Raw genomic sequence first — 11,761 nt, 5'->3', positions numbered from 1 at the left:
GGCTGTGGGTGCGTCGTGGCTTGTCGCGCCCACGCGGCGGAGCCGCAAATGTCAGAGCCCCGCGCCCCTGTCGGGCGCGTTCGTGTCAGTGCCTCTCAGGAAGCCCGGCCGGTTTTTCTTTGGGTGTTCCACAGCCATTTCTGGGCCAGCAGCGTGAGGGTGGCGGCCAGGATGATGCCCAGGAGGTTCAGGAGGAGCTGGATGGTGGAGCCCGTGGTCTGGGTGGTGTCGCCGTAGCTCAGGGCCACTGCCGCGTTCGCGGCGGCCGGGATCGTTGTCACGGAGATGGCGACACCTACCAGGGCGCCGGACTTCGCCGATGTCAGGGAGAGGGTGCCGGCGACGCCGGCGAGGACCGCCACGACGAACGAGAACCAGTCGTAGGCGTAGACGAAGCCGGTGTTTGGGCGGTCCGCCTCCAGTTTCGCCTCGGTGAACAGGCCGACGGCGTCCATGAAGTAGCTGAAGCCGACCGTCACCAGCATCGCCGCCGCGAAGCCCACCAGCAGGGCGGTCAGTGAGCGGGCGGCCAGTCTCGGGTGGCGTTGGACCAGGGCTGTGCTCAGGCCGGCCAGGGGGCCGAACTCCGGGCCGACCGCCATCGCGCCCACGATCAGGATCGCGTTGTCGAGGACCACACCGCAGGCCGCGATCATCGTGGCGAGCGTGATGAAGGCGACGTACGTGATCGACAGCGTCGACTCCTCGTGCGTCGCGTCCGCGAGGTGCTCCCACAGGACCGCGTCCGCGCCCTCGCCCGGTGCCTCCTTCTCCGCCTTGTCGGCGCGCTTGGAGAGCGACAGGTCGATGTTCTCCACGGCGATCGAACCGGTCGTGTCGAGGTCCAACTCCCGCAGGCCGGCGATGAGTTCGTCGCCCGCCTCCCGGGCCACGTCACACATCACGACGTCCCCGGCGGGGTTGCGGGCGGCGCCGGGGAGGACGACGAGGTGGGTGGTGCCGACCGTCTTCTCGATCAGCTTGACCACGTCGTTCGTTCTGTCGGTCGGGGTGATGAGGCGTAGGTGGAGCATGGGGGCAGGGTAACCGGGCCGTGTGCGGCGGCGGTTGTGGCGTGGCCTGGTTACAGCTTGCGCAGGCTGAGGCGTTGCACCTTGTGGTCCGGGCCCTTGCGGATGATGAGGGTGGCGCGGCCCCGGGTGGGGGCCACGTTCTCCAGGAGGTTCACCTTGTTGATGGTGCGCCAGGTGGTGCGGGCGTAGTCCAGGGCCTCCTCCTCCGACACCTGCGTGTACTTGCGGAAGTACGAGGACGGGTTCTGGAACGCCGTCTCGCGCAGTCGGCGGAAACGGTTGAGGTACCAGCGCTCGATGTCCTCGGGGCGGGCGTCGACGTACACGCTGAAGTCGAAGTAGTCGGCGAGGCCGACGCGGGTGCGGCCGTCGCTGCCTGGGAGGGCGGGCTGGAGGACGTTCAGTCCCTCGACGATCAGGATGTCGGGGCGGCGGACCGTGAGCTTCTTGTCGGGGACGATGTCGTAGATGAGGTGGGAGTAGACGGGGGCCGTGACCTCGTCCTTCCCGGCCTTGATGTCCGCGACGAAGCGGGTGAGGGCCCGGCGGTCGTACGACTCGGGGAAGCCCTTGCGCGACATCAGGCCACGGGACGTCAGCTCCTCGGTGGGGAGCAGGAAGCCGTCCGTGGTCACCAGTTCCACGCGTGGGTGTTCGGGCCAACGGGAGAGCAGCGCCTGGAGGAGACGGGCGACGGTTGATTTGCCCACCGCCACCGAGCCCGCGACCCCTATGACGAAGGGGGTGCCGGTCTGGGCGCCCTGTTCGCCCAGGAAGGTGTTCAGGGCTCCTCTCAGCCCGTCCGTGGCGCCGATGTAGAGGTTGAGGAGGCGGGAGAGCGGGAGGTAGATGTCCCGCACCTCGTCGAGGTCGATGACATCGCCCAGACCGCGCAGCTTCTCGACCTCCTCGGCGGTGAGGGGGAGAGGCGTCTTGTCGCGCAGCGCACTCCACTCGGCGCGGGTGAGGTCGACGTAGGGAGTCGCCTCCGGCCGCTGCCGGTGGGCGCTCCGGGGCATCGAGGAGACCGGAGAGATCACAGTCCATTGTTACGGGAGTGTGGCCGGGGTGGGGGGTGGAGTGCGTCACGCCTGGCTGTGCGTCGGATGTGGCTGGTGTGGCTGATGTGTCGGGTGAGGCTGGCGTGTCGGGTGAGGCTGGTGTCACGGACGGGTATCGAACAGCAGTTTGTCGATCATTTGCGTGGCGACTTTGAGTAAAGTGCGCGTAAAGCATTGTCCGGAGTAAGAGAACCCGAAGAGAAAGAGCCCTTTTCCTTGAGAGCCACCGTCGTTCGCCGTACCGCCCTCACCGCCTCCGCCGCCGCCCTGGCTCTCCTCGTCACCGCCTGCGGTGGATCCGATGGCGGAGGCGACAAGGCCGCCTCCGCCTCACCGGCCGGGGACAAGGCCGCCGGTGAGGCCGCCACCAAGGCCCTCACCGCCGCCGAGTTGGCGAAGGCCGCCCTCGTGCAGGCGGACGTCAAGAGCGGGACCCTCACCGAGAAGGTGCCGGCCACGGACGACATCGCCCAGGACAAGGTGTCGTCGACGGACGCGGCGTGCGCGCCGCTCACGTTCCTCCAGTCCGGCAGCTATGTCGGCAAGCCGGCGGCCGTGGTGAAGCGGGCCTGGAAGGGCGACGCCAAGAAGCCCGCCGCCGGGGCGAGTGAGGAGGACCAGTTCCTCGCCGCCCTCGACCTGGAGCAGGCCATCATCACACTGGCCTCTTACGAGGACGGCGGCGCCGAGCAGGCGATGAAGGACCTCGACACGGCCGCCACGAAGTGCGGTGGCGGGTTCTCCTACACCGTGGCCGGCACGAAGACCGACGCCGCGAAGGTGGCCACCACCACGGCGCCCGAGGGAGCCGACGAGGCGCTCGCCCTGACGGTGACCGTGGACGCCGAGGGCGTGAAGGCGCCGATGAAGAGCGTGGTCGTCCGCAAGGGCGCCACCGTCGTCTACATCCCCGCCATCAACTTCGCCGCGGCCTCCACCGGCAAGGACTTCACCTTCCCCACGGCGCTCGTCGACGCGCAGCTGGCCAAGCTCGGCTGAGCGACTCTCTTTCGATCCACTTCGATTTCGATCCGCGTCGATTCCGTTCCCGTCGGGGGCTTCGTGCTCCCGGCGGGAATTTCCGATATCGGGCACGCGGTGCCCCGGTGTGGCGCGTGTTCGATCGTAGGCTGCGCAGCATGTGCGGAATCGTGGGTTACGTGGGGTCGCAGTCGGCTCTCGATGTCGTGATGGCCGGGCTCAAGCGGCTGGAGTACCGGGGGTACGACTCGGCCGGGATCGCTGTGCTGGCCGATGGCGGGCTGGCCGGTGCCAAGAAGGCCGGGAAGCTTGTCAACCTGGAGAAGGAACTCGTCGAACGGCCGCTGCCGGCCGGCGGTACGGGCATCGGGCACACCCGGTGGGCCACCCACGGCGGGCCGACCGACGCCAACGCCCACCCGCATCTCGACAACGCCGGGCGCGTCGCCGTCGTCCACAACGGGATCATCGAGAACTTCGCCTGTCTGCGGGCGGAGCTGGCCGAGCGGGGGCACGAACTCGCCTCCGAGACCGACACCGAGGTCGTCGCCCATCTGCTCGCCGAGGAGTTCTCCTCCTGCGCCGATCTGGCCGAGGCCATGCGGCTCGTCTGCCGACGGCTGGAGGGTGCGTTCACGCTGGTCGCGGTGCATGCCGACGAGCCGGACGTGGTGGTCGGGGCGCGGCGGAACTCGCCGCTCGTGGTCGGTGTCGGAGAGGGCGAGGCCTTTCTCGCCTCGGACGTCGCCGCGTTCATCGCCCACACGCGGTCGGCCATCGAACTGGGCCAGGACCAGGTCGTGGAGCTGCGCCGGGACGGGGTCACGGTGACGGGCTTCGACGGCGGTCCGGGGGACGCGCGGTCGTATCACGTCGACTGGGACGTGTCGGCCGCGGAGAAGGGGGGCTATGACTACTTCATGCTCAAGGAGATCGCCGAGCAGCCCAAGGCTGTCGCCGACACGCTCCTTGGCCGTATCGACGCGGCCGGGTCACTGACGCTCGACGAGGTGCGGATTCCCGCGGGTGCGCTGCGGGAGGTCGAGAAGGTCGTGGTCGTCGCGTGCGGTACGGCCTTTCATGCCGGGCTCATCGCCAAGTACGCCATCGAGCACTGGACGCGCATCCCGTGCGAGGTGGAACTGGCGAGCGAGTTCCGGTACCGGGATCCCATTCTCGACTCGAGGACCCTGGTCATCGCCATCTCCCAGTCCGGCGAGACGATGGACACCCTGATGGCGCTGCGGCACGCCCGCGAGCAGGGTGCCAAGGTGCTGGCCATCTGCAACACCAACGGCTCGACGATCCCCCGCGAGTCGGACGCGGTGCTGTACACACATGCGGGGCCAGAGGTCGCGGTCGCCTCGACCAAGGCGTTCCTCACGCAGTTGGTGGCCTGCTACCTGGTCGCCCTGTATCTGGGGCAGGTGCGCGGCACCAAGTGGGGCGACGAGATCCGGGCCGTCGTGCGGGACCTGGCGGACATCTCCGGTGAGGTCGAGCGGGTGCTGGAGACCATGGAGCCCGTGCGTGAGCTGGCGCGTTCGCTCGCCGACAAGAACACGGTGCTGTTCCTCGGGCGGCACGTCGGGTATCCGGTGGCGCTGGAGGGCGCGCTCAAGCTGAAGGAGCTGGCTTACATGCACGCCGAGGGGTTCGCCGCCGGCGAGTTGAAGCACGGGCCCATCGCGTTGATCGAGGAGGACGTGCCGGTCGTCGTGGTCGTGCCTTCACCGCGTGGACGGTCCGTTCTCCACGACAAGATCGTGTCCAACATCCAGGAGATCAGGGCCCGGGGCGCGCGGACCATCGTCATCGCGGAGGAGGGGGACGAGACGGTGGTGCCGTACGCGGATCACCTGATCCGTATTCCGGCCACGCCGACCCTGCTGCAACCGCTGGTCGCCACGGTGCCGTTGCAGGTCTTCGCCTGCGAGCTGGCGACGGCTCGGGGCAACGAGGTGGACCAGCCCCGGAACCTGGCGAAGTCGGTGACGGTGGAGTAGGCAGTGGGGTAGGCGGTGGAGTGGTTCGAATGCCTGGACCGGTCAACTCGGCTGACAGGGTTACGGGTTCACGGTGCCGCCCGTGCCACCGTGCTCGCCCGTTCCGTCAGGCGGGGTGGCAGGAGTGTCGACTCCGGGGCGTGGCCCGTGCCGTTGAGCTTCTTCATCAGGAGGTCCACGGCCCGCGTTCCGATCTCCGCCGACGGTATGGCGACCGAGGTGACCGGTACGGGCAGGTTCTCGGCGACGTCGTCCGGGCAGATCGCGGTGACGGAGAGGTCGCCGGGGACACGCAGGCCGAGCTGCTCGAAGGCGTCGATCAGGGGTTCCAGGATCGCTTCGTTGTGGACGACGACCCCTGTCAACGCCGGGTGCTCGCGCAGGAGTTGCTCCGCGACCACCCTCGCCGCGGCCGGCGTCGCCTCGCAGGGGTGGACCGAGGACGACAGCCCGCCCCGGTCCGCCGCCGCCGTGAACCCCTGGACCACACGCTGGGCGAACGCGGTCCGGCGTACGTACACCTCGGGCGGTGAGCCGACCAGGGCGATCACCCGATGCCCCAGAGCCGCGAGCCGTTCCACGCACAACTCGCCCGCCGCCTTGAAGTCCAGGTCGATACAGGTCAGGCCGGCCGGGTCGGACGGGAAGCCGATCAGGACCGACGGCAGGTCCAGTGCACGCAGCAACGGCAGCCGGGGATCGTGGAGTTGGACGTCCATCACGATCAGCGCGTCCACCAGAGCCGTGTCCGCCACCCGGCGCAGACCGGACTCGCCCTCCTCCTGAGTGAGGAGCAGGACGTCGTGGTCGTGGCGGCGCGCGGCCGTCACCACCGACACCGCGAACTGCATCGCGACCGGGACGTGGATGCCGGTCCGCAACGGGATCACCAGCGCCAGGACGTTGGAGCGGCTGCTCGCCAGGGCACGGGCGCCCGCGTGGGGGCGGTAACCGAGTTCGTGGATGGAGCGTTCGACGCGCTGCCGGGTCTCCTCGGAGATCGGGCGCTTGCCGCTCAGGGCGTACGACACCGTGCTCGGGGAGACCCCGGCGTGCCGTGCCACATCGGTGATCTTCACCATCACTCGCCTCCCGACTCGACCGGCCCCGGTGCCGCCGACTTCGGTTCCGGCGACCCCGGTTCCAGCGGTCCCAGCTCCACTGTCAGGAACCCGGTGCCCGCCTTCGCCCGTACTTCACGTCTGCCCGCCGCCAGTCCCCACGGCGCCGACGGATCGCTGCACGACGCCCGCAGGGTGTCGCCCTCGCGGACGACCGTGAACGTCAAGTCACCTATCGGGACTGTTACTTGGGCGCCGCGCTCCAGACCGTACGCGTGCAGCGTGACCCCGTCGGCGTACGCGTAGTCGGGGCGGTCGTCCACCGCGCCCACCGGGATCACCGACCCGGGGCGCACCAGCAGCGGCACACTGTCGAAGCCGTGGCGCTCCCGTATCCAGCGGGGGCCGGTCACTGTACGGCCGGTCAGGAAGTGGGTCCACTCGCCCTCGGGGACGTAGTACGACACCTCGCCCTCGTCGCTGAACACCGGTGCGACCAGCAGGTCCCGGCCGAGCATGAACTGCCGTTCCAGGTGGGCGCACCCGGGGTCGTCCGGGAACTCCAGGACCATCGCGCGCATCATCGGGACGCCCTCGGTGTGGGCGGTGCGGGCGGCCTCGTACAGATACGGCATGAGGCGGAGTTTGAGGCGGGTGAACAGTCGCAGTACGTCCACGGCCTCCTCGTCGAACAGCCATGGCACCCGGTAGGTGGAACTGCCGTGCAGGCGGCTGTGGGAGGAGAGGAGGCCGAAGGCGATCCAGCGTTTGAAGAGCGCCGGGCTCGGGGTGCCCTCGAAGCCGCCTATGTCGTGGCTCCAGTAGCCGAACCCGGAGAGCCCGAGGGACAGTCCGCCGCGCAGCGACTCCGCCATCGACTCGTAGGTCGCCTCGCAGTCGCCGCCCCAGTGGACCGGGAACTGCTGGCTCCCGGCCGTCGCCGAACGCGCGAACACGACCGCCTCTCCTTCGCCGCGGTGCTTGCGCAGCACGTCGAAGACGGTCCTGTTGTAGAGGTACGTGTAGTAGTTGTGCATCCGCTCCGGGTCCGAGCCGTCGGCGAACTCCACGTCCAGCGGGACCCGTTCACCGAAGTCGGTCTTGAAGCAGTCGACGCCCTGCGCGAGCAGCGCCTCCAGTTTCGCCGCGTACCAGTCGCGGGCGGCCGGGCTGGTGAAGTCGACCAGTGCCATGCCCGGTTGCCACAGGTCCCACTGCCACACGCTGCCGTCCGGTCGGCGGAGCAGGTGGCCAAGTGCCTTGCCCTCCGCGAAGAGTGGCGAGCGCTGGGCTATGTACGGGTTGATCCAGACGCTGATGTGCAGGCCCTTTGACTTCAGCCGCTGGAGCATCCCCTCGGGGTCGGGGAACACCCGCGGGTCCCACTGGAAGTCGCACCAGTTGAACTCGCGCATCCAGAAGCAGTCGAAGTGGAAGACGGAGAGCGGGAGTTCGCGCTCCCGCATGCCCTCGATGAACGACGTCACCGTCTCCTCGTCGTAGGAGGTGGTGAAGGACGTCGACAGCCACAGGCCGAACGACCACGGCGGCGGGAGTGCCGGGCGGCCGGTCAGGGCCGTGTACTTGCGGAGGATGTCCTTGGGGGTCGGGCCGTGGATGACGTAGTACGTCAACTGCTGTGTCTCGGCGCTGAACTGGACCCTCGACACCGCCTCCGAGCCGACCTCGAAGGAGACCCGGCCGGGGTGGTCGACGAAGACTCCGTAGCCCGCGTCCGTGAGGTAGAACGGGACGTTCTTGTAGGCCTGTTCGGTCGCCGTGCCGCCGTCGGCGTTCCACATGTCGACGACCTGGCCGTTCTTGACGAGCGGGCCGAAGCGTTCGCCGAGGCCGTACACGCTCGTCCCCACGCCCAACCCCAGCTGCTCGCGCAGATAGTGGGCGCCGGTCGCCGCGTCCCGCATGATGCCCATGCCCTTGGGGCCGCTGCTGGTGAGGACGCGGCCGTGGGCGAGGAAGTCGACGTGCCAGGGGCTGGTGCGGCTGACCCGGACGGAGAGGGTGCCCGAGGTCAGGGTCGCGTGCTCGTCGTCGTACTCGGTGTGTGTCGTCAAGTCCTCCTTTCTCAGCTCGAATTGAGGGCTCTGCGGCTGCTCGCCCTGGAAGTGCGTGAACGTGACGCCGATGACGTCGGGCATCGGGGCGTGGGCGCTGATCGTCACGACCGGTCCCTTCAGCAGGTCGCCGCGGTGGCGGATGGGCTGGGTCGGCGCGTGGATGTCCAACGTGCCGTCGGTGTCCGTGACATCGAGGACCTCGACCGGGTGGGCGGCGGTGACGCCCTCGCGCAGCAGCCAATAGCCGTCGGTGAACTTCACGTGGGGGGTCTCCTTGCTACTGGACTACTTGACGGCACCCACGGCGATGCCGCGAGTGAGCGTTCGCTGGAAGACGAGGAAGAAGACGAGGGCGGGCAACACGCCCAGTAGGGCAGCCGCGTTGGTCATCGTGGCGTCCATCAGGCGCTGGCCCTGGAGGACGCCGAGGGCCACCGACACCGTCTGGTTGTCGTTGGAGATCAGCATCACCAGGGGGAGCAGGAACTCGTTCCAGGTCCAGATGAAGAAGAAGACGAGGAGCACGCCGAGCGTGGGGCGGCTGACCGGGACGACGATCCGCCACAGCACCTGCCACTTGTTCGCGCCGTCGATCCGCGCGGCCTCGATGATCTCCCGGGGGAACTGGCCCAGCACCGAGGAGAGGAGATACGTACCGAAGGCCGCCTGGATCACCGTGAAGACGATGATCACGCTCAACCGGGTGTCGTACAGGCCGACTTCCTTGCTCAGGTAGTACACCGGGTAGACCAGCGCCTCCTGCGGCAGCATGTTGGCGAGGACGAAGAAGGCCAGGACCCAGGTGCGGCCTCTGATCCGGCCGATGCCGATCGCGTACGCGTTCAGCACCGACAGGACGACCGCCAGGATGGCCACCGACCCGCTGATCAGTGCCGAGTTGACGAGCTTCTGCCCGAAGTCGACCCGCTCCCAGAAGTCCTTGACGCCATCGAGGTAGATGCCCTCGGGGAGGCTCAGCGGGCCGTTCGCGGAGTACTCGGCGGGCGACTTCACGGCGTTGACGGCGACGATCAGGAACGGCACGACCATGAACAGGGCGGCGAGGACGAGGGCGATGAGCACCGGGTAGCGGCGCAGGGCGGTCGTCATGCCCGTCCCCCTGTCGGAGCGTCCTCGGCGTCCTCGGCCCGGGTCTGGAGCTTCAGGCCGATGAGCGAGACGGCGAGGATGATCACCGTCAGGACGGTGGAGACGGCGGCGCCGTAGCCGACCTGGGTCTTCTCGAAGAACGTGGTGAAGGAGAAGTAGGACGGCACGTTGGTCGCGCCGCCCGGGCCGCCCTTCGTCAGGACGTACACCGCGCCGAACACCTTCAGCGCGGCGATCGTGCACCAGGTGAGGACGACGTAGATCTCGGGGCGGATCTGCGGGACCGTGATGTGCCGGAAGCGGCGCCACCAGCCGGCGCCGTCCAGTTCGGCCGCCTCGTAGAGCTGCGGGTCGACGCGTTGCAGGCCCGCTATGAAGACGACCAGCGGGAAGCCGAGTTGCACCCAGACCATCACGCCCATCACGCTGTAGAGCGCGATGTCCGGGTCGCCCAGCCAGTCCTGCTGCCAGGAGCCCAGCCCGACGGCCTTCAGCACCTCGTTCAGCGAGCCGTTCTCGGGCGCGAGGATCCAGCTCCAGACGATGCCGGCGACCGCGATCGGCAGCACCTGCGGGAGGTAGAAGCAGGCGCGGAGCACGGCCGCCCACCGGCTCCCGAAGTGCTTGCCGACGTAGTCGAACAGGGCGGCGGCCAGGACGAGTCCGACCGCGGTGGGCACGGCCGCCATCGCCACCACCATGAACATGCTGTGCCGGAACGACGCCCAGAACTCCGAATCGTCCATCAGCGCCCGGTAGTTGGCGAGCCCCGACCACTCCGGAGTGCCCACGCCCCGCCAATCGGTGAAGCTCACCCCGGTGTTCATCAGGAACGGCACGACGATCACGGCGAGGAAGGCGACCGCTCCGGGGAGGAGGAAGAGGGTGTACGAGTCCTTGCGACGTCCCGAACTTCCCTTCCTCCGCGCGCCGTTGGCGACCCGGTCTCGCCCGCCCCGCCCGCCGGCCCGTTCGACGGTGACCGTCATGTCTTCGGTACGCCCTTGTCGTACGCCTCCTGCAACGAGTCGAGGGCCGCGTCCGGTTTCGCGCTGCCCGTGATCAGCTTCTGGGTCTCGGAGACGAGGACGTCGTAGAAGCCGGGGGCCGGCCAGTCGGGGTAGAAGGCGAGCCCGTCGCGGGCGGAGAGGGTGTTGAAGTCGGCGATGAGCGACTTGGCCTGCGGGTCGGTGATGGCGGCCGGGTCGGCGGCCACCGGGACCCCGCCCTTGTTGCCGAGCAGGTTCTGGATCTTCTTCGACATGGTGATGTCGATGAAGTCGTAGGCGAGTTCCTTGTTCTTGGCGCCCTTGGGGACGACCCACAGATTGCCGCCGGAGCCGAGGGAGAGACTGGTGCCGGGCCACAGGAACGTGCCCCAGTCGAACTTCGCCTCGCTCTTGAAGCGGCCGTACCACCAGCTGCCGGAGAACAGGATCGGGCTCTTGCCCTGGATGAAGGAGACCCCGGCGTCCTCCGCCTTCAGACCGCTGGAGTTCTTGCCGAAGTAGCCCTTCTTCACCCAGTCGGCGAAGGTCTCGGCGCCGTAGGTCCAGGCGGCGTCGTGGAAGTCCGTCTTGCCCTTGTACAGCTCGTACTTGTCGACCCAGGCGCGGTCCGCCTTCGACAGGGCGAGCTGGTAGAGGTACTGCTGGGCGGGGTACTCGGCGCCCGCGCTCGCCAGCGGGGTGATGCCCTCGGCGACGAACTTGTCCATGGCGGCGGTGAGTTCGCCGAAGGAGGTCGGCACGGCGATCCCGTGCTGCTTGAAGAGGTCCTTGTTGTAGAACACCATCGTGTACTCGGCGTAGTTGGGTACGCCGTACCAACTGCCGGAGCCCATCACGCCGTTGGTGTCGTACTGGCTGGTGGTGCGGACACCGGCGCCGATCTTCTTGTCCCAGCCGCGCTTTGTCACCTCGGCGGTCAGGTCGGTGAGCAGGCCCTGCGTGGACAGCAGCCCGGCTGTCGCGTTGCCCTTGTTGTACTCCATCAGGTCGGGAGCGTCGGAGGAGTTGAGGACCATCGGGGCGGTCTTCTGGATCTGTTCGAAGCCCTTCTCCTCGAACTCCACTTTGACGCCCGGATGCGTCTTCTCGAACTCCTCGATCGCCGCCTTCCAGGCAATGCCCATCGCGCTGTCGGGGCCCTCGTAGTGCCAGAGGCGTAGGGTCTTCCCGTCGGACGATCCGCTGTCCGAGCCGCCGCAGGAGGCCAGCAGCAGGGCCCCGACCAGCGTCGAGGCCGCCATTATTGTGAACCTGCCGTACCTTGTCGCCGTCAACATCCAGTGCCTCCAGGGGAGTCGGATGGATCTCGGTCACCTGTCGTGCTGGGTCGTCGAACTGATTCGACCCGTGTAGTCGAAGCGCTTCGACGGGCGAAGGTATGTGTGGCGTCTGAGCGAGTCAATGGGGTGCGCGCGAATTG

At 68.3% G+C, this 11,761-nt stretch carries 9 protein-coding genes; 2 read left to right on the top strand and 7 right to left on the bottom strand.

The window, feature by feature from the left end; translation table 11 throughout:
* Positions 1-95: 95 nt before the first annotated feature.
* Both G3I71_RS28845 and coaA read right to left on the bottom strand, forming a co-directional pair.
* A complete protein-coding gene (locus tag G3I71_RS28845; protein WP_164318927.1) occupies positions 96-1,034 on the bottom strand; it encodes a DUF389 domain-containing protein in 939 nt (312 codons plus the stop codon).
* Positions 1,035-1,084: 50 nt separating this feature from the next.
* On the bottom strand, positions 1,085-2,074 hold the full coding sequence (gene coaA, locus G3I71_RS28840) for a type I pantothenate kinase (RefSeq protein WP_164318925.1): 990 nt from the start codon (positions 2,072-2,074) through the stop codon (positions 1,085-1,087).
* Between the two features lie 237 nt (positions 2,075-2,311).
* On the opposite strand from coaA, the gene G3I71_RS28835 reads away from it, so the two are divergent.
* Both G3I71_RS28835 and glmS read left to right on the top strand, forming a co-directional pair.
* A complete protein-coding gene (locus G3I71_RS28835; protein WP_164318923.1) occupies positions 2,312-3,094 on the top strand; it encodes a hypothetical protein in 783 nt (260 codons plus the stop codon).
* Between the two features lie 140 nt (positions 3,095-3,234).
* Positions 3,235-5,082, top strand: coding sequence for a glutamine--fructose-6-phosphate transaminase (isomerizing) (glmS, locus tag G3I71_RS28830; RefSeq protein WP_164318920.1), 1,848 nt, complete (start codon positions 3,235-3,237; stop codon positions 5,080-5,082).
* A 68-nt stretch (positions 5,083-5,150) separates the two neighbouring features.
* On the opposite strand, the gene G3I71_RS28825 is transcribed toward glmS, so the two are convergent.
* Genes G3I71_RS28825 through G3I71_RS28805 form a run of 5 tightly spaced genes read right to left on the bottom strand, consistent with a single transcriptional unit; the run spans position 5,151 to position 11,618 of the window.
* Positions 5,151-6,164 (bottom strand): LacI family DNA-binding transcriptional regulator, encoded by a 1,014-nt coding sequence (locus G3I71_RS28825; protein WP_164318918.1) that lies wholly within the window; start codon positions 6,162-6,164, stop codon positions 5,151-5,153.
* Positions 6,164-8,482: an alpha-xylosidase gene (yicI, locus tag G3I71_RS28820; RefSeq protein WP_164318915.1), complete on the bottom strand. Its 2,319-nt coding sequence runs from the start codon at positions 8,480-8,482 to the stop codon at positions 6,164-6,166. The genes G3I71_RS28825 and yicI overlap by 1 nt, the downstream gene beginning before the upstream one ends.
* Positions 8,483-8,506: 24 nt before the next feature.
* The gene (locus tag G3I71_RS28815) at positions 8,507-9,331 is read right to left on the bottom strand and encodes a carbohydrate ABC transporter permease (protein ID WP_164318913.1); all 825 of its coding nucleotides are present in this window, start codon (positions 9,329-9,331) and stop codon (positions 8,507-8,509) included.
* A complete protein-coding gene (locus G3I71_RS28810; RefSeq protein ID WP_164318910.1) occupies positions 9,328-10,320 on the bottom strand; it encodes a carbohydrate ABC transporter permease in 993 nt (330 codons plus the stop codon). Before G3I71_RS28810 ends, G3I71_RS28815 begins: the two co-directional genes overlap by 4 nt.
* The gene (locus tag G3I71_RS28805) at positions 10,317-11,618 is read right to left on the bottom strand and encodes an ABC transporter substrate-binding protein (protein ID WP_203731667.1); all 1,302 of its coding nucleotides are present in this window, start codon (positions 11,616-11,618) and stop codon (positions 10,317-10,319) included. The genes G3I71_RS28810 and G3I71_RS28805 overlap by 4 nt, the downstream gene beginning before the upstream one ends.
* Positions 11,619-11,761 lie beyond the last annotated feature (143 nt).

It is taken from the genome of Streptomyces sp. SID12501 (assembly GCF_010550245.1).
In the GTDB taxonomy this organism is placed as follows: domain Bacteria; phylum Actinomycetota; class Actinomycetes; order Streptomycetales; family Streptomycetaceae; genus Streptomyces.
This window is presented reverse-complemented; position numbering and strand designations above follow the sequence as displayed.

What these genes read in the sequence shown, in the direction of transcription:
- G3I71_RS28845 (WP_164318927.1), bottom strand. Translation starts at nt 1,034, where the DNA reads ATGCTCCACCTACGCCTCATCACCCCGACCGACAGAACGAACGACGTG.
- glmS (WP_164318920.1), top strand. Translation starts at nt 3,235, where the DNA reads ATGTGCGGAATCGTGGGTTACGTGGGGTCGCAGTCGGCTCTCGATGTC.
- G3I71_RS28825 (WP_164318918.1), bottom strand. Translation starts at nt 6,164, where the DNA reads ATGGTGAAGATCACCGATGTGGCACGGCACGCCGGGGTCTCCCCGAGC.
- G3I71_RS28815 (WP_164318913.1), bottom strand. Translation starts at nt 9,331, where the DNA reads ATGACGACCGCCCTGCGCCGCTACCCGGTGCTCATCGCCCTCGTCCTC.
- G3I71_RS28810 (WP_164318910.1), bottom strand. Translation starts at nt 10,320, where the DNA reads ATGACGGTCACCGTCGAACGGGCCGGCGGGCGGGGCGGGCGAGACCGG.
- G3I71_RS28805 (WP_203731667.1), bottom strand. Translation starts at nt 11,618, where the DNA reads ATGTTGACGGCGACAAGGTACGGCAGGTTCACAATAATGGCGGCCTCG.